Source organism: Aestuariirhabdus sp. LZHN29 (assembly GCF_049985285.1).
Classification (GTDB): domain Bacteria; phylum Pseudomonadota; class Gammaproteobacteria; order Pseudomonadales; family Aestuariirhabdaceae; genus Aestuariirhabdus.
This window is the reverse complement of sequence record NZ_JBNIEU010000001.1, coordinates 512,646-530,700: the sequence shown is the minus strand read 5'-3', so window position 1 is coordinate 530,700 and position 18,055 is coordinate 512,646. Positions and strand designations below refer to the sequence as shown.

At 58.2% G+C, this 18,055-nt stretch carries 20 protein-coding genes; 11 read left to right on the top strand and 9 right to left on the bottom strand.

The window, feature by feature from the left end:
• Window positions 1–38 precede the first annotated feature (38 nt).
• Window positions 39–335 carry a YkgJ family cysteine cluster protein gene (locus ACP3PW_RS02525; protein ID WP_426415087.1) on the top strand — a complete coding sequence of 99 codons (297 nt, stop codon included), beginning with the start codon at window positions 39–41 and terminating at the stop codon, window positions 333–335.
• A 516-nt stretch (window positions 336–851) separates the two neighbouring features.
• Here ACP3PW_RS02525 and ACP3PW_RS02520 read toward each other — a convergent pair.
• Window positions 852–1,499 carry a hypothetical protein gene (locus ACP3PW_RS02520; RefSeq protein WP_426415086.1) on the bottom strand — a complete coding sequence of 216 codons (648 nt, stop codon included), beginning with the start codon at window positions 1,497–1,499 and terminating at the stop codon, window positions 852–854.
• On the opposite strand from ACP3PW_RS02520, the gene ACP3PW_RS02515 reads away from it, so the two are divergent.
• A complete protein-coding gene (locus tag ACP3PW_RS02515; protein ID WP_426415085.1) occupies window positions 1,492–1,728 on the top strand; it encodes a hypothetical protein in 237 nt (78 codons plus the stop codon). The two genes, ACP3PW_RS02520 and ACP3PW_RS02515, sit on opposite strands and share 8 nt — an antisense overlap.
• Before the next feature lie 9 nt (window positions 1,729–1,737).
• Here ACP3PW_RS02515 and ACP3PW_RS02510 read toward each other — a convergent pair whose 3' ends face one another.
• Window positions 1,738–2,739, bottom strand: a complete 1,002-nt coding sequence (locus ACP3PW_RS02510) for a glycosyltransferase family 9 protein (protein WP_426415084.1) — start codon at window positions 2,737–2,739, stop codon at window positions 1,738–1,740.
• Window positions 2,740–2,863: 124 nt separating this feature from the next.
• On the opposite strand from ACP3PW_RS02510, the gene ACP3PW_RS02505 reads away from it, so the two are divergent.
• Window positions 2,864–3,244, top strand: a complete 381-nt coding sequence (locus tag ACP3PW_RS02505; RefSeq protein ID WP_426415083.1) for a DUF4345 domain-containing protein — start codon at window positions 2,864–2,866, stop codon at window positions 3,242–3,244.
• A gap of 15 nt (window positions 3,245–3,259) precedes the next feature.
• Here ACP3PW_RS02505 and ACP3PW_RS02500 read toward each other — a convergent pair whose 3' ends face one another.
• From ACP3PW_RS02500 to nikR, 6 genes are all read right to left on the bottom strand, one after another.
• On the bottom strand, window positions 3,260–4,042 hold the full coding sequence (locus ACP3PW_RS02500) for an energy-coupling factor ABC transporter ATP-binding protein (RefSeq protein WP_426415082.1): 783 nt from the start codon (window positions 4,040–4,042) through the stop codon (window positions 3,260–3,262).
• Entirely contained in the window at window positions 4,039–4,800 is a 762-nt protein-coding gene (gene cbiQ / locus ACP3PW_RS02495; RefSeq protein WP_426415081.1) for a cobalt ECF transporter T component CbiQ, read from the bottom strand. The genes ACP3PW_RS02500 and cbiQ overlap by 4 nt, the downstream gene beginning before the upstream one ends.
• Window positions 4,800–5,339: a carboxypeptidase-like regulatory domain-containing protein gene (locus ACP3PW_RS02490; RefSeq protein ID WP_426415080.1), complete on the bottom strand. Its 540-nt coding sequence runs from the start codon at window positions 5,337–5,339 to the stop codon at window positions 4,800–4,802. Before ACP3PW_RS02490 ends, cbiQ begins: the two co-directional genes overlap by 1 nt.
• Window positions 5,332–6,015, bottom strand: coding sequence for a cobalt transporter CbiM (cbiM, locus tag ACP3PW_RS02485; RefSeq protein WP_426415079.1), 684 nt, complete (start codon window positions 6,013–6,015; stop codon window positions 5,332–5,334). The genes ACP3PW_RS02490 and cbiM overlap by 8 nt, the downstream gene beginning before the upstream one ends.
• Window positions 5,981–6,769 (bottom strand): DUF4198 domain-containing protein, encoded by a 789-nt coding sequence (locus ACP3PW_RS02480; RefSeq protein ID WP_426415078.1) that lies wholly within the window; start codon window positions 6,767–6,769, stop codon window positions 5,981–5,983. Before ACP3PW_RS02480 ends, cbiM begins: the two co-directional genes overlap by 35 nt.
• A 99-nt stretch (window positions 6,770–6,868) precedes the next feature.
• A complete protein-coding gene (nikR, locus tag ACP3PW_RS02475) occupies window positions 6,869–7,336 on the bottom strand; it encodes a nickel-responsive transcriptional regulator NikR (protein WP_426415077.1) in 468 nt (155 codons plus the stop codon).
• A gap of 175 nt (window positions 7,337–7,511) precedes the next feature.
• Here nikR and trhA point away from each other — a divergent pair, with 175 nt between their 5' ends.
• The gene (gene trhA, locus ACP3PW_RS02470; protein WP_426415076.1) at window positions 7,512–8,171 is read left to right on the top strand and encodes a PAQR family membrane homeostasis protein TrhA; all 660 of its coding nucleotides are present in this window, start codon (window positions 7,512–7,514) and stop codon (window positions 8,169–8,171) included.
• A 268-nt stretch (window positions 8,172–8,439) separates the two neighbouring features.
• Window positions 8,440–8,928 carry an RNA recognition motif domain-containing protein gene (locus tag ACP3PW_RS02465; RefSeq protein ID WP_426415075.1) on the top strand — a complete coding sequence of 163 codons (489 nt, stop codon included), beginning with the start codon at window positions 8,440–8,442 and terminating at the stop codon, window positions 8,926–8,928.
• Window positions 8,929–8,976: 48 nt separating this feature from the next.
• Here the strand turns inward: ACP3PW_RS02465 and ACP3PW_RS02460 are convergent, their stop codons facing one another.
• Window positions 8,977–9,216, bottom strand: coding sequence for a hypothetical protein (locus tag ACP3PW_RS02460; RefSeq protein WP_426415074.1), 240 nt, complete (start codon window positions 9,214–9,216; stop codon window positions 8,977–8,979).
• A gap of 150 nt (window positions 9,217–9,366) precedes the next feature.
• Between ACP3PW_RS02460 and ACP3PW_RS02455 the strand changes: the two genes are divergently transcribed.
• The 6 genes from ACP3PW_RS02455 to ACP3PW_RS02430 all read left to right on the top strand — a co-directional run bounded on the left by ACP3PW_RS02455 (window position 9,367) and on the right by ACP3PW_RS02430 (window position 18,004).
• Entirely contained in the window at window positions 9,367–10,005 is a 639-nt protein-coding gene (locus tag ACP3PW_RS02455) for a lysoplasmalogenase (protein ID WP_426415073.1), read from the top strand.
• A 294-nt stretch (window positions 10,006–10,299) separates the two neighbouring features.
• The gene (locus ACP3PW_RS02450) at window positions 10,300–11,319 is read left to right on the top strand and encodes an extracellular solute-binding protein (protein WP_426415072.1); all 1,020 of its coding nucleotides are present in this window, start codon (window positions 10,300–10,302) and stop codon (window positions 11,317–11,319) included.
• A gap of 71 nt (window positions 11,320–11,390) precedes the next feature.
• Window positions 11,391–13,013, top strand: a complete 1,623-nt coding sequence (locus ACP3PW_RS02445) for an ABC transporter permease (RefSeq protein ID WP_426415071.1) — start codon at window positions 11,391–11,393, stop codon at window positions 13,011–13,013.
• Between the two features lie 247 nt (window positions 13,014–13,260).
• Window positions 13,261–13,653 carry a glycine cleavage system protein GcvH gene (gcvH, locus tag ACP3PW_RS02440; RefSeq protein WP_426415070.1) on the top strand — a complete coding sequence of 131 codons (393 nt, stop codon included), beginning with the start codon at window positions 13,261–13,263 and terminating at the stop codon, window positions 13,651–13,653.
• 112 nt (window positions 13,654–13,765) lie between these two features.
• Window positions 13,766–16,648, top strand: coding sequence for an aminomethyl-transferring glycine dehydrogenase (gcvP, locus tag ACP3PW_RS02435; protein WP_426415069.1), 2,883 nt, complete (start codon window positions 13,766–13,768; stop codon window positions 16,646–16,648).
• 222 nt (window positions 16,649–16,870) lie between these two features.
• Window positions 16,871–18,004: a DUF2855 family protein gene (locus tag ACP3PW_RS02430; RefSeq protein WP_426415068.1), complete on the top strand. Its 1,134-nt coding sequence runs from the start codon at window positions 16,871–16,873 to the stop codon at window positions 18,002–18,004.
• Window positions 18,005–18,055 lie beyond the last annotated feature (51 nt).

The following is an 18,055-nucleotide window of genomic DNA, read 5'->3' as shown; positions in this document are numbered from 1 at the left end:
GGGTGGTTCCCTGTTTTAATCCCTGATCGGGCCCTTTTATGACGATTCCCCTGATTCCAGTTACCGATCCCGGCATCACCTGCGACAGATGTCAGGCGTGCTGCTGCCAGCTGGAGGTGATGCTGATTACTGATACGGGTGTGCCCGAGCGGTTTATCGTCACCGACCGTTGGGGCGGGCAGACCATGGCGCGGCTCGACGATGGCTGGTGTGCTGCCCTCGACCGCGACACCATGTCCTGCAGCATCTATACAGTGCGCCCGCAGATCTGTCGCGACTTCGAGATGGGCTCCGTCGACTGCCAGCAGGAGCGGAGCGCCTACTATCGCCCCTAACCGTAAAACAGGAGCGGTTCCATCCCTTGCAAAACCGGCACGGGACGGCGCGGCGCGGCGCGGTGAGTTGACCCCGTGCGCGCCCGCCGACTGCTCATCTATTTATTGGCTATACTGTCCTATGCTCATGAATTGAATGCGCGACCCTCGATCTCCTGCAGTGATCCCCAACCTGGCGAAGGGGTAGCTTCCCATGGCTGACCATATTCACGACCTGCCGGTGTGCGGCTTTGGTGCCCACAACCCCCACGACCCCAGTTGTGCCGGGCTTGGCGATGAGATCGCCTGCGGCGAAATCGTCGATCCGGCCCATCCTGACTTTGGCAAGGCGTTGTGCCGCCATCGTGCCGGGCCCGCGACTCCGCCGGGTCAACACGACCATGTTCATGACCTTCCGGTGTGTGGGTTCGGTGCCCATAGCCCCCATGCGCAGAGTTGTAGCGGCCGTGGCAATGAGATCGCCTGCGGAGAGATCGTCGATCCGACCCACCCTGAATACGGTCGCGCGCTGTGTCGTCATGCCGGCCCTCCCCCTGCTGCTTCCAGTTCGTCGTCGAGTTCCAGTAGCTCATCGAGTTCCAGCAGCTCGTCGGGTTCCAGCAGTTCATCGGGTTCCAGCAGCTCGTCGGGTTCCAGCAGCTCATCGGGGTCCAGCAGCTCGTCGGGTTCCAGCAGCTCATCGGGTTCCAGCAGTTCATCGGGTTCCAGCAGCTCGTCGGGTTCCAGTAGCTCGTCGGGTTCCAGTAGCTCGTCGGGAGGAGGAACCAGCGTTGATTGGTGGGGGTGGTTGCAAACGATCGCGCGCTGGATACTCAGTTTCGGAGCGATCGCCGCTTTTTGGATACTGGTCTGGATGACCTGGTTTGGCCTGCAGTTTCCATGGCTTTTTGAGCTGCCCTGGTTCCTTGGTTTGTGGCAATGGTTGTGGCGCTGGGTACACGGTACAACCCCTCCGATACCGCCAATATGGCCTCCGGTTCCACCCCAACCTCCAGGCGTGCCGGTCCCTCCGGTTCCGTCGTCAGGCCCCTCCAGCTCCTCCCTGCCTGGATCCTCTTCGTCGAGCCTGCCAGGCTCCAGTTCCAGCTCCCCGGGTTCATCGAGCAGTAGCTCGCCGACTCCCTTGCCGAGCTCCTCTTCCAGTAGCTCGTCGGAGGTGATCATTATTCCACCGCCCATGGTGGGTGGTCATTGTGAGGTGGAGTACCACTGGTGGTTTGGATGGTGGGTACGGTGCAAGGGCAGTGAGCACTGCCCTCCGGGTAAGCGCTGTATTTTGTTGTGGCGTCGAAAAGGCACGTCGGAGCATTGGGCCGACGCCGGCATCATCCATGGTGGTAGCTTGAAATACAGCGAAGAGATGGAGTATCGCTGCAGCTGTCGAGCGCGCTGATGCAGGCGACTAACGAGGGCTTGTCAGCGCTTGAACCCGTGCCGCTTGCGCCGCACAGAGCAGACCGCAAGCGGTGCCAGACAGGTAGCGTTCGATGCTCAGGATGACATCCTCCGCCCTGATCATATCCATGCAGTGGGGCAGCTCATTGACTACATCCAGGCACAGGTGCTGCGGTAGGTCTTTTTCATCGCCATCCCCCAAAGGGCGGGTGCGCGAGCGCCAGCAACCACCATCATCGCAACAGGGTAGGGCGCCGAGGGTGTGCAGGTATTGGTGGTGGGGGTATGCCTCCCAGTGAGGCGGCTCGCGCCCGCCGGCGACCACGACACAGGGACGATTCTTCAGGCGCCCGGCTGGCACCTCTACCGCCGCCGCCAGATGCATCGCCAACGTGACGGGGCAGAGCACCCCCGCGGCGTGATACATAAGGCGAACGAGCTGGCGTAACTGGGTCTGCCCGCATAGATTGAGGGTGCCGGTGAGGCGGGGGTGATGGTGGCTTTGCTCCCCTATTTGTACGAACAGCAGTCGTCCCCGAAAGTGATCGACCACCTGTTGGAACCGCGTCGCGTCCCACCATTTGATCGTGTAATCGTATTTTCCGCCTGCGACCAGGATCCAGAACGGGATCGGTTCGACCGTGATCTCCTGTACCTGAGAGATCCATCGCGTTTCGTTTTCGCTGAGGTGGATATCCCCTTTAAACAGGGTGGGTTTGATCGACAGGTGCAGGTGCTGGTTAAGAAAGTCGATGAAGCCATGGATAAAATGGTAGGGGCGCTGGTTGCTATGGCTGATCAAGGGGTAGTGGCAGTCGATAACGTCGACCTCCGGATCGTCTTCGGACAGCGGTGTGAGATAGGGGTTGTGCTGCCACAGCTCGGGGCAGGGGGTGCGAACATCCGTCAGGAACTGGTCCGGATAGTGGGCGTGCAGATCGCGCAGGGCGGCGGTCAGCATGACAATGTCTCCCGGCGACTGGAAGTTCCTCAGAATCAGTTGCCGCATAGCGTGCCTCCGCCATTGAGGAGCGCCGCCGGCAGGGGGGCGCTGTCTGTTGCTTATTTTAGAAGAAAGCGGGGATTCTGCTCCCAGTGGATCCCCCCGCACCCGCTAGCGCTGGAGGAGATTGATGATTTTGCTACATAAACTGGTGCTTTACGGGCTGCTCGGATCCCTCGCGCTTAGCCTGGTGTTGCCTGGATTGGTCGAGCTGTTAAGGGTGCCGCCCGGGACGCCAGGGTTGGCGCTGGAAACAGCGGATGGAAAGAACCAGTTTCGGGCGCTTCACGGGATGATGGTGGGAGTCGGGCTGCTGGCGCTGTGGGCCTGCGTGGATCTCGACAATGCACGGCTTCTGGTGATGGCGATCGGGGCAGTGCTGGCGGTGTCAGCGCTGGGGCGAGGATATTCGCTATGGGCAGATGGAGTGCCGGGCGCGATGAGCCAGCTGTATCTGGTTGTGGAGTTGGTTATCGCGGCGGTATTTTTGTTGTGGCCGCCACCCGTTTGAGAGCCGGTGGATGACTCAGGCGTTCCCCGTTCCATGGTGGTCATCGTGAGGCGGCGTGGTTTTTTGGTGGTCATGGTCTGCCGCCACGCCGCTGGCGTGGATATGCAGGTGCGAATGGGTATGCACATGGGGGTGGTCGTGCATCACGGCCTCGCACAGGGTGCGATCCTGCAGCATCACCGCACGAGTGGCCAGGCGTTCTACCACCCGCCGGTCGTGGGAGACGAACAGCATCGCCAGCGGCAGCTGTTCGAGGTGCTCCAGCAGTCGCTGTTCCGCTTTGGCATCGAGTCCGTTGGTGGGTTCATCCATAAGTAATAGCTGGGGCTCCATTGCCAGCACGCCGGCCAGCGCCACCATGCGCTTTTCACCACCGGAAAGTTTGTGGGTGATGCGGTCGGACAGCTTTTCCAATCCCAGCTGTGCCAGCGTGCGTTCGGCCATCATGGCGGCCTCTGCCTCGCTGCGTCCCAGATTCAGCGGGCCAAAGGCGACATCTTCCAATACAGTAGGACAAAATAGCTGGTCGTCGCTGTCCTGAAATAGCAGCCCGGCGTTGGCTCGCACCTCGCGAAAATCGGACTCGCTGCGGCGGCTGCGGCCGAAAGCGGTGATCTCGCCACCGCTGGGTTGGTGCAGCCCCACTATGAGTTGCAGCAGGCTGGTCTTGCCAGCGCCATTATCGCCGACCAGTGCGACTCGCTCTGTGGCCCGAACCTCAAGGTTGACGCGCTCCAATACGGCGCGATTGCCGTAGCCGAAGCTAACGTCGTGTAATCGAACCAAGGCATCGCTCATAGCGACCACTCCAGTAGTAACAGCCCCGCCATGGGCAGGATTGAGAGTATCAAAAAGCCGGTGTCGGCAGGGTGCCAGCGGCTGGGATCGACAAGAAACAGGCGGTTGTTAAAACCGCGACATTTCATGGCTGCGAGTATTCGCTGTGAGCGTTCAAGGCTTCTTACCAGCAGCATGCCGATGAGGGAACCGTAACTGCGCCAGGTATGGCGGTTGCTGCCGGGAACAAAGGCGCGGGCGCGCATGGCCAGGCGCAGGCGTCGATATTCGTCGAACAGCAGGTCGATGTAGCGCACCGTAAAAAGCAACAGATGCACCAGCTTATCGGGAACCCTCAGGCGCGCCAAGGCGTGACCCAACACCACCGGCTCCAGGGTTCCGGCCAGGGTTAATAGTCCAATTACGACCGCGTTGGCTTTGAGCAAAATGACGAGTGCGCGTTCGGCTCCGGCTTCGCTGGCGGTGAGGGGACCGAGGTGCAGAACGGGGTCTCCCGGTACGCTAAAGGGAAGCATGATGACCAGCACCAGCATAAACCCCTCCAGTGCCAGCAATCGCCGTAACAGGAGCGGGGTTGGCAGGCCACTGGCCAGTGCCAGCGAGAGCGCGAACAGCAAGCTGGCCAGCAGGGGGAGCGGGTGGCTGAGGGAAACGACAGTTGAAGCCAGTAACAGGGCCGCCAACAATCGTGCCCGGGGATCGCGGAGTGCTAGCCACGGGCGGAGGTCGGCATCGGCGCGCAGCTGCAGTCTGTTCATTACCGAGGCTGCCGGCTACGCCACCAGAGCAGGGCTCCGGCGATACCGAGCAGGGTGCCAAGGCCGCCGAGGAGGTCGCTGAGGCGTGCCCGGGATGCTTGCTGCTGCAGCTCCAGTCGCAGGGGGCCGATCTGCCTGGCGACCGCCCGTTCTACCCGTCTTTCCAGTTCATTTGGCGCGCTCTCTCCGGCTCTCCCTGCGGGCTGGGACACCGTCCTGTCCGGGGCGGGGGAGGCGCTGGCCAGTTGCCATTGGGCGACGTGGCCATCACCGGTGCTCGCTTGCACGCGATGAGCGCTGGTGCTGGGTCGGATGAGGCTGAAGTTGCCCTCGGTGTCACTGAGGGTGTCGGCGGCCAGCGAGGTTCCCGCTGCATCAAACAGCGAGATAGCTGCGCCGGATACCGGCTCTCCGCCGGCAAAGTAAACGCTGCCTTCGATCCGCTCGCCAGCGCCGTAGGCGAACACCTTCAGCAGGTGGGCGTGGGTCGGAAAACTCAGCAGCGACAGGCTGAATAATGCAAGTAAATGCTTACTCATGGTGAGGTCTCGGGGTTAAGATGAGCTCCGGGGAAACCCTCAGGATAAAGGCGACGGCGAAGCCGGTGATAGCAGCTTCAACCGCCATCAAGGGGAGGTAGGTGATCAGGATTACTCGGGCGGCGGGCACGAAATCGGGCCCGCTGAGGGCGAGTGAGGTACACAAAAACGCGCCGGTCATCACTACGCCGCCGGCGCCCGCCAACGCGCCAATCAGAAACCCCTGCTTGCCTTTGGCGTGACGTAGCCAGGGTCCTAGAAGCAAAGCGCAGGCCAGTGCGGGCAGGCCGACATTGAGGATGTTGTTGCCCAATACCAACAGGCCGCCATAGCCAAAGAAGATCGCCTGCATCAATAGCGCGACGGCGATGGTGGGGAGGGCGCTCCAGCCCAGCACCAGTCCCATCAGCCCATTGAGTAGCAGATGGACGCTACTGGGGCCGATGGGTACGCTCAGTAGAGAGCTGACAAAAAACGCCGCCGCCAGCACTGCTGCCTGGGGGATTCGGTCGTAGTCGAGCTTGCGCACGCCCCAGGCCACGGCAGCGGTACTCAGCAGGGCGCCGGTGATAAGCACCGGTGCGCTCAGGACTCCGTCGGGGATATGGGCGATGGGGTTCTCCTTGCTGCGAAGCGAGCGCTCAGGGCTGCTCGATGGTGGGCAGTGGGCGGGCATGAACCCAGATCAGGCCACCCTCTTCGACGGGTACTGGCTGGGCGTTTGGGCCGGGTAGTTGCTCGTCGGCTTCGATCAGTGCAGCGAACCCCCACCAGCCAGCGAAAGGCATACTGTAGCTGAAGGTACCGTTGGCATCCGCCTTGAGTTGTTGGGTCACGAAGGCATCGGTAGAGGCCTGCACACTGCCATTGTTAAGCCACTCTACCTCGACGGTGGCGAAAGGCACGGGTTGCCCGTTCTTGCGGACCACGCCAGTAAACAGGTTGCCTTGCCACAGGCCGTAGGGGCGAGTCAGGGGCTCGATCTCCACCGGAAAGCCGACCTGTTGCTCCCACCCGGATTCGCCTGCATAGGCGTCAACAACCACCTTGGTGTAGTGAATGATCATCACCCCTTCGGACGCTTCCCAGTAGGGCGCAGGTTGGAGATAAAACAGGTGATCGCCTGGGCGGCGAATTGGCAATGTGCTGTTGTAAGCGGTGTGACCGTCGACGCGGTAGGTGTTGAGGTTGGAAAGCAGGTCCTGCTGCTCGCCGTTCGCCAGCTGGACGCCAAAACGCGTGGGTGGGGCCATCTCCATGGCGGGGCCCTGACTCATGGGGTGGGTGAAGCGCAGATCGAGGGTCAGTTGCTGTTGGTCGGGCCGTTCCACGATATCCGTTGAGGGGATCAGGGTCTGGAAGTGGGCCAGGGCCGAACCGTTACCAAGCAGGGCGCAAGCAATCAGGAGGGTGGTGATCCGGAGCGGCATGAGGGTTCCATTGGCAGCGTCGAAAGGACAGGATATTACTAAATATTAATTCGTAATAACATCCTGGGGCCAGTGAATCGGTCTATCTCTTGCTCTCGGTCAGGTCTGGGGTCGGCTGTGGGTGTGCTGGTGTGCGCCGCTGCCGTGTTGATGGCGTTGGGTTTCAACGTCCACCGGGATCAGGTTGAGCTTGCCGTGGCGCACCCCGGGTTCGGAGATGATGCTGTTGGCAAAGGCTTCCACCTGATCGGTGGGGCCGTTGAGGACTACCGTTTCCATGCAGTTATCGTGGTCGAGATGGACATGAAGTGTCGATACCGCCACGTCGTGGTGATGGTGCTGCACATGAGTAAGGCGGCGTGCCAGCTCCCGTTCCTCATGATTGAAGACGTAGGTGAGCGTGCCTACGCAGTGGGTGGATCTCTTCTGAGTTACCCTTTCCGTCTCCAGGCGGTCGCGAATCAGGTCTCGAATGGCTTCGGAGCGATTACGATAGCCCCGTTGGCGTAAATAATGTTCGAACTGGTCGACCAGTCCCTCTTCCAGCGATATTGATATTCTTTCCACGGCTCGACCCTTATGTGGTTCCGGCGCAGCAGAGCCTAGCATACTCTGTTGTGTTGATCGTAGGTCCTGAGGTCGGCAACGTGCAGAGGGTATCGGTAGGCCATCTGTTTGAAAGGGTGGGGTATCTGCTATAGGCTGAGTTATTGTTGTGTTTTGCGCGATAGAGGATGGTCCCATGGGAAGTAACCCGGCGGCATACAGTTTGGGAGAGGAGGTCGCCAATGCGATTTCCCATGGGATGGGCGCTGCCGCGGCGATTGTCGGCCTGACTCTTCTTATGGTCGAGGCGGCGGGAGTGCTTGATGCGCTCTCCATTACGGGGCTCGCGCTCTATGGTGGTAGTTTGGTGCTGCTGTTTCTTTGTTCAACCCTTTACCATGCGTTTACCCACCATAAAGCCAAAGCGATATTCAAGGTCCTCGACCATTGCGCTATCTATCTGCTGATCGCCGGAACCTACACCCCTTTTATGCTGATCACCCTCGACGGTCCGCTGGCTACCGGGCTATTGATTGCTATCTGGAGCCTGGCGTTTGTGGGAATTGTCTTCAAGACCTTCTTTATCCACCGGTTTGAGGTGGTGTCGGTGCTGACCTATCTGGCTATGGGCTGGCTGTCGTTGCTGGTGGTTTACCAGTTGTCGGAGCAGCTGGAGTGGGTGGGCTTTGTGTTGCTGGTGGTGGGCGGTGTGGTGTATAGCCTCGGCGTAATTTTCTATGTTTGGCATCGTATCCCCTATAACCATGCGATCTGGCATCTGTTTGTACTGGGTGGCGCGCTATGTCATTTTTTGGCGATCTTTATCTATGTGATCCCCGCCGCCCCCATGGCATGATTGACCCGGTTAGATCAGCTGGCGTGATGAGAACAGTGTGACCGAGTCGGGGTGCTAGTGGACGAAGGTGCTGGAAAGGCACTTTTCTTTGCCGGATAAATGTGCGAATCTAGCTGAAATTTGTGTTTTAAGGTGTGGGTTCTGCAAAAAGAGAGCCTGTGCTTCATGATCGGACCTTTCTGGAAGGCGATCATTGTTAGTCGATAGGCGTACGGTTGGCTGACGGTGTAGATTCATAATAACGACGCCCGTTGTGAGACAAGACTGAATGAAAATATATGTCGGCAATCTGTCCTACTCAGTGACAGATGAAGACCTTATTGATGCCTTTTCCGATTTCGGAGATGTGACAAGCGCCAAGATAACCATGGATCCCGAAACCGGCGAATCCAAAGGCTTCGGCTTTGTCGAAATGCCCGTTGTGTCCGAAGGGCGCGATGCTGTCCAGGTACTCAATGAATCCCCGTTGTGCGGACGCCTTATCAGGGTTAACGAGGCGCGCGGCAGTGGTAGCGGTGCTGGTGCCGGTAAGGGGGCCCGAGGGCTGACTGGCATGAGTGGTGAAAACACCAATGGTGGCGGCAAAGGTCGCGGAGCCGGAGCCCGCAATAGTCGCGGACCGGGTGGTGGCAATAATGGCCGTAGCCGTCGGCCTCGTCGTGGTAACAAGCAGGGTGGTCAGCGAGCCAATAAGCCTGCGGGAAGCGGCAGTGCTGCAAGCGCGCAGGCACCGGCGGGAGCTGCGGGAAAGGAATAAGTGATTCGGTTGGCTTGCGGTGGTTGCGCCATCGCGGTCCGAAAAAGGCTAAGCGCTGCCTTTCTCAGTTTCCGCACATATTTTGCTGCAGTGCCTCAGGTGGAGTGACATCAGCTCCATACGTATACCCGATAGCGTTTTAAGGGTGTAGTTGGCGAGCTCGTTGCGACCATCCCGGAAGCCCCGGTTGTAGGTGTCGACGGTGTCGATCTGCTGTCGTTGCAAGCGCTCGACAGAGCCGACCAGCTGGTCAATTTCCAATATGGCGCTCATTACTGATTGGGTCATGGCGATACCTCTTGCATGAACCGCTAGCTTGCGCGCTTGAAGCGAGCGTTTGAATTAGTAATACTCCCTCTGTTGTTGCGGCTTGTGCGTATAAGCATCGCCGCTATTTCTGCACCCTAATTAATAATAAGAACCGCGCGGAGTTTGCCAGTGATTCCCCCTTACCGTTCTGCTACCTGGATAGCGTTCGCTATCCTTGCGCTGTCGTATCTTGTGACTCTGGGGTGGCAGCCGTTCCCGTTCGATTTCCTGCTCAAAGCCCTGCCCATCTGGATCTTGGCCTGGTTAGTGCTGGGCGCTCGGAGCGATGCGCGACAGCTCTGGGTCGGGATCGGACTGTTGTTCTCGTCGGTGGGCGACCTGTTGTTGGCCTGGAACCAGTTTGTGCCCGGTTTGGGTAGCTTCCTGGTGGCACACCTCTTCTATATTGCGGCGCTTGCTCGTCGGCCCCGGCTGTCCGCGCCCCGAATCGTGCTAGCGCTTGCGATGGTGGTGGCCACAGGAACCCTGGTGGCGCAGTTGCTGCCGCTCCTCGGTGAGATGAGGGTGCCGGTGGTGGTTTATATAGGTGTGATCGTTACGATGGCGCTTTGCGCCCTGCTCGGTGAAGGCAATCATCCCCTGGTGGCGATGGGAGCGCTGTTGTTCCTGTTGTCGGATTCGATGATCGCGATCGACCGGTTTATGTCACCCCTGCCCCTGGCCAGTTTGTGGATTATGTTGACCTACTACAGCGCGCAATATTTTATCGCCAGAGGAGCCCTCTCGCAGCAAAAAACTGCCAGCTAGTGCGGCAGTAGCGCTGCGTGATTGAATTCCCTTGCCGGTGTGTCCCCGCGATTGGGCTGCTGGTAGGGCGCCTGGTGTGATCTCTCTCCTTTTTTGCTTCCCCCTATGGATACGATTCTTGCCGTTTTCAGCTGCGTGCCGGCGTCTTTGATTTGCCTTGATGACCCTGTTTGTTGATCTGGAGCAAGGTGGGGCCCAAAAAGTTATGGATAATCATTCTCAGTTAGCTTGCATATTAAATGGGAATCATTATCATTGCGGCAGGTTAAACACTATTCATAGGGGACTTCAATAATGTTATTCAATGCACGTAAGGCGCTGCTAACGATCACCACCGCCGCGGTAATGTCGGTCAATAGCGGCCTGGTTCAGGCGGCCGATGATGAGCTGGTTGTGTACTCAGCTCGTAATGAACACCTGATCAAGCCTCTGTTCGATGCCTACACCGCCAAGACTGGCGTCGAAATCAAGTACGTGACCGATAAAGCAGGCCCCCTGCTGGCGCGTCTGCAGGCCGAGGGTGCGAATACGCCGGCCGACCTGCTGATTACTGTGGATGCCGGTAACCTCTGGCAGGCGGCCGAGAAGGGTGTGTTGCAGTCCGTTGAGTCCGACGTGCTTGAGAAGAACATCCCGGCGCATTTGCGAGCCAGTGACAACCAGTGGGTTGGCCTGTCTGTGCGAGCCCGTACCCTGGTGTACTCGACAGAGCGCGTGAAACCTTCAGATCTCTCCACTTACGAAGCCCTGGCGGAGCCTGAGTGGAAGGGCCGCCTCTGTTTGCGAACTTCCAAGAAGGTCTACAACCAGTCTCTGGTAGCTACGTTGATCGAGCGTCACGGTGAAGAAAAAGCCGAGCAGATTGTCAAGGGTTGGGTGGCCAACCTGGCAACTCCGGTCTTCTCCAACGATACCAAGGCGATGCAAGCCGTGGCCGCAGGTCAGTGCGATGTAACCATCGTTAACACCTATTACTTCGGTCGCCTTGAGAAGAAGGACCCGTCTATTAAGTTGAAGCTTTTCTTTGCCAACCAGCAGACCAGTGGCGTGCACGTCAATGTGTCCGGTGCCGGCGTTACCAAACATGCCCAAAATGTGAAAGGTGCGGTTAAGTTCCTCGAGTGGATGAGCAGCTCCGAAGCGCAGAATCTCATTGCTGATGGCAACATGGAGTACCCTGCTAACCCGAATGTTAAGCCCGCGGCGCTGGTTGCTGCCTGGGGAGCCTTCAAGCAGGACCAGTTGAATGTTGAGTCCGCAGGCAGCCGTCAGGCCGATGCGATCAAACTGATGGATCGTGCCGATTATCGCTAGGCCAGCCATCTGTTAGTGTATGCAGGCGCCCTGTGCAAGCAGGGCGTCTTTTGTTGTTGTAAGGAGCCCGTTTGATTCAGCGACTGTTGTCCTACCAGAAACACTGGCGTTTAGTGGCGCTGGGCATTGCCGCCATAGTGCTGATGCCATTGCTGGTACTTTTTATAAGCTGGGGTACGGTGCAAACCGAGGTTTGGTTGCACCTGATTGAAACTCAGTTGGGTCGCTTGCTGGGCAATACGTTGGTGTTGTTGCTAGGGGTCGGGGTTGGCGTTACTGTGCTGGGTGTTAGCCTGGCCTGGCTCACTTCCATGTGCGAATTTCCCGGTCGGAAATGGTTTGACTGGGCGCTGATGTTGCCCTTCGCTGTGCCAGCCTATGTGCTGGCATTTGTGTTTATTGGTTTGTTCGATTTCAGTGGACCGGTGCAAAGCCTGTTGCGTGAATGGTTTGGCGCTGCTGCCTGGTTCCCCCAGGTGCGTTCAACCGGCGGTGTTGTGCTGGTGCTGGTGCTGGTGTTTTACCCCTATGTATATATGCTGGCTCGTAGCGCGTTTGTGGCCCAGGGGCGGGGTTTGATGGATTCGGCGCGGATTCTTGGTATGGGGCCCTGGAGCTCTTTCTGGAAAGTCGCACTTCCCATGGCTCGACCGGCGATCGCCGCGGGCCTCGCGCTGGCCCTGATGGAAACCCTGGCCGATTTTGGCGCGGTCGCTACTTTTAATTACGACACCTTCACCACGGCGATCTATAAATCCTGGTATGGCTTTTTTAATCTGCAGGCGGCCGCTCAGTTGGCCTCGTTACTGCTGCTATTTGTCGCGGTTGCGCTGATTGTCGAACGACGGGCGCGGGGCAAGGCGCGCTTTGCCGAAGGGGAGCGGAGACACGTTCGTCAGGTCTATCGGCTGCATGGGGTGCTGGCCTGGCTGGCCAGTGGCTACGCGGGTCTGATCGTGCTCGTCGCCTTTGTGATTCCGATTGTCCAGCTGCTGGTGTGGATTTTCACCGACGCGCTGGAAGATCTCGATAGCCGATACCTGGGGCTGGTGACCAAGACCCTGACCCTGGGGGCCATAGCCGCAGTGATGACGGTGACTACGGCCGTACTGCTGGCCTATGCCCAGCGCCTGCATCGGGATCGGTGGGTCGCCAGCTCGGTCACGATTGCTAACCTTGGCTATGCGTTGCCGGGATCGGTATTGGCTGTGGGTATCATGGTGGCGTTCACCTGGTTGGATGCCACCGTCACCATCCCGTTGCAACAGTGGCTGGGCTTTGAAGGGCGGCAACTGTTGATGGGAAGCCTGCTGGCGCTGATCATGGCTTATGGTATTCGTTTTTTGGCGGTCGCCTTTGGCCCGGTGGAGTCCGGGTTGCAGCGTATTCGGCCCTCCATTCTCGAATCTGCCCAGAGTCTGGGTGAACCGCCGATGGGTATTGTGCGACGTATATACTTACCGATGCTCAGTCCTTCGTTGATAACCGCGACCCTGCTGGTGTTTGTTGATGTGCTCAAGGAGATGCCCGCTACCTTGCTGATGCGGCCTTTCGGCTGGGATACGCTGGCGGTACGCATCTTTGAGATGACGTCGGAGGGCGAGTGGGAGAGAGCGGCGCTACCGGCTTTTACCCTTGTGCTTGTGGGCCTGATTCCGGTGGTGTTACTGATGCGTCGCTCTGCGAGTCACTAGTGGGTGGTTACCGATAGCAGGTTACGTAAAATTCCTTAGGGGCAGAGCCCCTATGTGGCTTGCCCCGTCCCCGGCTTAGCCGCTAAAATTGCCTCTTTGTATGCTCGTCCGGGTGCCCGATGCGAACCGAATTGCAGTGTTCGCGCCGGGGTCGCATTCACCCCGGGAAGATCTTTTGCTGCGGGTGGACTATAACTGTTAGTTCTTCGCCCATTTATTGACGTCGAAACCGAGAGGAAACCAGAGAATGAGCAACATACCGAGTGAGTTGCGTTACGTGTCATCCCACGAGTGGATCCGGATCGAGGCCGATGGCACCGCCGTGATCGGTATAACGGAGCATGCCCAAGAGTTGCTGGGAGATGTCGTGTTCGTCGAGTTGCCCGAGGTGGGTGCTGAGCTCAGCCGGGAGGAAGACGCGGGGGTGGTAGAGTCTGTTAAAGCCGCATCCGACCTCTATGCTCCCATCTCTGGCACTGTGATCGAAGTTAACGATGCCCTGGAAGATGCACCGGAGACAGTCAACAGCGATCCCTATGGTGATGGATGGTTCTTCAAGGTAAAGCTGAGCGATGAGTCCGAACTAAAGGAGTTGCTCGACGCCGAGGCGTACGCCGAGGTCTGCGAAGCCGAAGAGTAAGGCGCAAGCCTCTCGGATCACCAACGGACAGAGCCCTGAAACCCGGTTTTAGGGCTTTGTCGTATCTGGCAAATCGATCGGTTTGCCAATTATCTCCATGCAGGATTCCGTAATGAGTCAACTTAGCCCCCTCTCCCTCGCGCAACTGGAAAACAGCGGCGAGTTTATTGAACGTCATGTTGGACCCGGTGCGAACGAGCGTCAGCAGATGCTCGAAACGCTTGGTGTGCAGTCGCTGGAGCAGCTGATTGATGAGACGGTTCCCAAGAGCATCCGCTTGCAACAGCCATTGGCGATGGGCGGGCCGCGTACCGAAGCCGAGACCCTGAGCTACCTGAAGCAGGTGGCCAGCAAGAATCAGGTCAAGCGTTCCCTGATCGGTTTGGGCTATCACGAAACGATCGTGCCCACGGTGATTTTGCGGAATGTGATGGAAAATCCGGGTTGGTATACCGCCTACACACCTTACCAGCCGGAGGTCGCCCAGGGGCGGCTGGAAGCCTTGATTACCTTCCAGCAAATGACGATGGATCTGACCGGAATGGATCTGGCCAGTGCTTCCCTATTGGATGAGGCAACGGCGGCCGCCGAGGCGATGGCTCTGGCCAAGCGCGTTTCCAAGAACAAGAAGAGCAATCTTTTCTTTGTGGATGAGCAGTGCTTTCCGCAGACCATCGATGTAGTGAAAACCCGAGCCGAGGCCTTTGGTTTTGATGTGCTCGTGGGCACCGCTGAGCAAGCGCTGGAAAATGACCTGTTTGGTATTTTATTGCAGTACCCCTGCCGCGATGGTTCGCTTCGCGACGAGCGGGAGTTGATTGCGAAACTGCATGAGCGCAAGAGTATTGTCTGCGTTGCGACTGACATTCTCGCGCTGGTGGTACTGACGTCACCGGGCGAGCTCGGTGCTGATGTGGTGCTGGGAAGCTCGCAGCGTTTCGGTGTCCCGATGGGTTTCGGTGGTCCCCACGCGGCCTTTTTTGGTACCCGTGACCAGTACAAACGCTCTATGCCGGGCCGTATTATCGGGGTGTCCGTAGACAGTCGAGGCAACTCGGCGCTGCGCATGGCGATGCAGACTCGCGAGCAGCATATTCGCCGTGAAAAGGCCAACAGTAACATCTGTACCGCGCAGGTTTTGCTGGCTAATATGGCCGCCTTTTACGCGGTGTATCACGGGCCGGAAGGGCTCAAACGAATCGCTAATCGCGTTCACCGTTTAACCGATATCCTGGCCCGTGGATTGAAAAAAACGGGGCTGCCAATACTTAATGAAAGCTATTTCGATACTTTGAGTATCGATCTTGGGGCGCGTCAGGCTGAGATAGTCAGCGCTGCTGAAAAGGCCGGATATAATCTTTTTGCTGGTGTAGATGGCGTCGTTTCGATTTCATTAAATGAGTGTTGTTCGCGTAATGATGTAGAGAACTTGTGGGCTGTTCTTATCGGGCCCGATCATGGTCTTACCATAGATGGTCTGGATGGAGTCAGCAGTGCGATACCGGCCAGCTTGCAGCGCGAGGGTTCTATTCTTACCCATGAGGTGTTTAACCGTTATCATTCCGAAACCGAAATGCTGCGCTATCTCAAGCGCCTGGAAAATAAAGATCTGTCGCTGACCCATTCGATGATCGCATTAGGTTCGTGCACCATGAAGCTGAACGCGACTAGCGAGATGATTCCGGTAACCTGGACCGAGTTCGGTAATATTCACCCCTTCGCACCCGCCGCACAAACCGGTGGCTATCGTCAGATGATTACTGAATTGGAGACGATGCTGCGGGAAATTACCGGCTTTGATGCTGTTTGTATGCAACCCAACTCGGGCGCTCAAGGCGAGTATGCCGGCTTGTTGGCGATTCGTAAGTATCATGAAAGTCGTGGTGAGGGCCATCGTAATGTCTGCCTGATTCCCAGCTCTGCCCACGGCACAAACCCTGCCAGTGCCATGATGACATCCATGCGAGTAGTGGTGGTGGAATGCGATAGCAAGGGCAACGTGGATGTTGACGATCTACGTGCCAAGGCTCAGGATTTATCCGACAGTCTCTCATGTTTGATGATTACCTATCCCTCGACTCATGGTGTGTACGAAGAGGAGATCATCGAAATTTGCAACATCATTCACCAGCATGGCGGTCAGGTGTATATGGATGGCGCTAACCTCAATGCCCAGGTGGGACTCTCCAAGCCGGGTGTTATCGGTGCCGATGTGTCCCATATGAACCTGCACAAAACATTTGCTATTCCCCATGGTGGTGGTGGTCCGGGTATGGGCCCAATCGGTATTAAGGCGCATCTGGCCCCCTTCGTATCTAATCACTCGGTGGTCAAACTGGATGGGCCTAATGCCGACAGTGGAGCCGTGTCAGCGGCTCCCTGGGGCAGCGCATCCATTCTGCCGATCAGCTGGGCCTATATTCGCATGCTGGGAGAGCAGGGGCTTCGCGCTTCGACGGAAACGGCGATCCTTAATGCGAACTACATGGCCAAGCGCCTGGGTGAGCACTTTCCGGTGCTTTACAGTGGTCGTAACGGCCGGGTCGCTCACGAGTGCATCATAGACCTGCGTCCGCTAAAAGCAGCTTCCGGCATCAGTGAGGAGGATGTTGCCAAGCGCCTGATTGATTTCGGCTTTCATGCGCCCACCATGAGCTTTCCGGTTGCGGGTACGCTTATGATCGAACCCACCGAGAGTGAATCCAAGGCGGAGCTGGACCGGTTTATCGGTGCAATGATCGCGATTCGCGGTGAGATAGCCCAGGTCGAGGCCGGTACCCTGGATGCGGAAAACAACATGCTCAAAAATGCACCCCATACTCTCGCTGATATTACGAGTGAGAGCTGGGACCGACCCTACAGCAAGCAGCAGGCGGCCTATCCCCTGAGCTGGGTTGCCGAAGGCAAGTTCTGGCCCAGCGTTAATCGCATCGACAACGTGTACGGTGACCGTAATCTTCACTGCAGCTGCCCTACCACGGACAGCTATCGCTAGGGTTCGGTGGCAGAGGGAAGTTCAACCCTCATCGGAGCAGGATATGCGGGCGGGCCATAGGGCCCGCTTTCTTGCGGGTATTCACAATCCTTATAGAATTCACAGTTCCCGCTAAATCGCTCACAATCCACTGCAGGCAATCATCGGGCTGTTGGCAAGCCGGCAATCCCCAGTCGAGGGGCGCTGGACCGCTCGTTGAACTCAATGGATAGGAGCGACGCAATGAACACACCCGCAACAACCGTCCCATCGAAGGTTTCCTTCGTGGTCAATCGTACCCGTTTTGCTCAGTCCCGGCTGCTCACCGAGCCCCGGTTGCAGGGGGGGGAGCTCCAACCCGGTCAGGTGTTGCTGGCGGTAGACCGTTTCGCCTTTACCGCCAATAACATCACCTATGCCGCCATGGGCAAGGCGCTGCGTTATTGGGAGTTCTTCCCGGTGGAGGGCGAGGAGGGCGTGATTCCGGTGTGGGGGTTTGCCGATGTCGTCGCCTCGCGCTGTGAGGAGATCAAGGTGGGGGAGCGCCTCTATGGTTACTACCCCATGGCGTCTCACCTGCTGGTGGAGCCGGTCAAGATCAATGCCGGCAGCTTTGTGGATGGCTGCGCCCACCGACAATCGTTGCCGGCAATCTACAATCAATATATTCGCAGCGCCGCAGACCCGATCTACAGTGTCGACACCGAGGCGTTACAGATGCTGCTACGCCCCCTGTTTACCACCTCGTTTTTGCTCGATGATCTCTTTAGCGATAACCAGTTCTTTGGCGCGGATTCTCTGGTACTGACCAGTGCGTCGAGTAAAACAGCGATTGGCATGGCGTTCCTGTTGCAGCAACGTCAAGGGGAGCCGGGTCGAAACACCGAAATCCTGGGGCTAACCTCACCCGGCAATCGCGACTTTGTGGCCGGCCTGGGTTGCTACGATCGTGTCCTTACCTATGATCAGGTGGAGGCGCTGGATGCGGCGGTGCCTACCGCGACGGTGGATTTTGCCGGCAACGGGGAGCTGCTGGGCAGGCTGCACCAGCATTTTGACCAGCAGCTGAAATACAGTTGTCTGGTGGGGGCGTCCCACTGGGATGCGCGCGGCGGTGCTCCGGCGAAGCTGGCGGGGCCGAGTCCGCAGATGTTCTTTGCCCCCACCCAGGCGCAGAAGCGCCTCCAGCAGTGGGGCGGTGCTCGTTTTCAGCAGGCTGTGGCGAGTGCCTGGCTCCAGTTCCTGGGGTTTGTGGGCGACTGGATGCGGATCGAAGAAGTGCAGGGCAGTGAGGCCGCAGAGCGTATCTACCAGCAGACCCTGGGCGGTGCTATCGATCCGCAAACGGGGTATATCCTGTCGTTACGGCAGGACTAGGAGTGCCACCGGGAGAGCGGGTGTCAACAGGGTTTTCCATGGGAGGAGACA

What these genes read in the sequence shown, in the direction of transcription:
- ACP3PW_RS02510 (WP_426415084.1), bottom strand. Translation starts at nt 2,739, where the DNA reads ATGCGGCAACTGATTCTGAGGAACTTCCAGTCGCCGGGAGACATTGTC.
- ACP3PW_RS02465 (WP_426415075.1), top strand. Translation starts at nt 8,440, where the DNA reads ATGAAAATATATGTCGGCAATCTGTCCTACTCAGTGACAGATGAAGAC.
- ACP3PW_RS02430 (WP_426415068.1), top strand. Translation starts at nt 16,871, where the DNA reads ATGAACACACCCGCAACAACCGTCCCATCGAAGGTTTCCTTCGTGGTC.
- ACP3PW_RS02490 (WP_426415080.1), bottom strand. Translation starts at nt 5,339, where the DNA reads ATGAGTAAGCATTTACTTGCATTATTCAGCCTGTCGCTGCTGAGTTTT.
- ACP3PW_RS02505 (WP_426415083.1), top strand. Translation starts at nt 2,864, where the DNA reads ATGATTTTGCTACATAAACTGGTGCTTTACGGGCTGCTCGGATCCCTC.
- ACP3PW_RS02525 (WP_426415087.1), top strand. Translation starts at nt 39, where the DNA reads ATGACGATTCCCCTGATTCCAGTTACCGATCCCGGCATCACCTGCGAC.
- ACP3PW_RS02520 (WP_426415086.1), bottom strand. Translation starts at nt 1,499, where the DNA reads ATGATCACCTCCGACGAGCTACTGGAAGAGGAGCTCGGCAAGGGAGTC.
- ACP3PW_RS02450 (WP_426415072.1), top strand. Translation starts at nt 10,300, where the DNA reads ATGTTATTCAATGCACGTAAGGCGCTGCTAACGATCACCACCGCCGCG.
- ACP3PW_RS02460 (WP_426415074.1), bottom strand. Translation starts at nt 9,216, where the DNA reads ATGACCCAATCAGTAATGAGCGCCATATTGGAAATTGACCAGCTGGTC.
- gcvH (WP_426415070.1), top strand. Translation starts at nt 13,261, where the DNA reads ATGAGCAACATACCGAGTGAGTTGCGTTACGTGTCATCCCACGAGTGG.
- ACP3PW_RS02500 (WP_426415082.1), bottom strand. Translation starts at nt 4,042, where the DNA reads ATGAGCGATGCCTTGGTTCGATTACACGACGTTAGCTTCGGCTACGGC.
- cbiM (WP_426415079.1), bottom strand. Translation starts at nt 6,015, where the DNA reads ATGCCCGCCCACTGCCCACCATCGAGCAGCCCTGAGCGCTCGCTTCGC.
- gcvP (WP_426415069.1), top strand. Translation starts at nt 13,766, where the DNA reads ATGAGTCAACTTAGCCCCCTCTCCCTCGCGCAACTGGAAAACAGCGGC.
- cbiQ (WP_426415081.1), bottom strand. Translation starts at nt 4,800, where the DNA reads ATGAACAGACTGCAGCTGCGCGCCGATGCCGACCTCCGCCCGTGGCTA.
- ACP3PW_RS02480 (WP_426415078.1), bottom strand. Translation starts at nt 6,769, where the DNA reads ATGCCGCTCCGGATCACCACCCTCCTGATTGCTTGCGCCCTGCTTGGT.
- trhA (WP_426415076.1), top strand. Translation starts at nt 7,512, where the DNA reads ATGGGAAGTAACCCGGCGGCATACAGTTTGGGAGAGGAGGTCGCCAAT.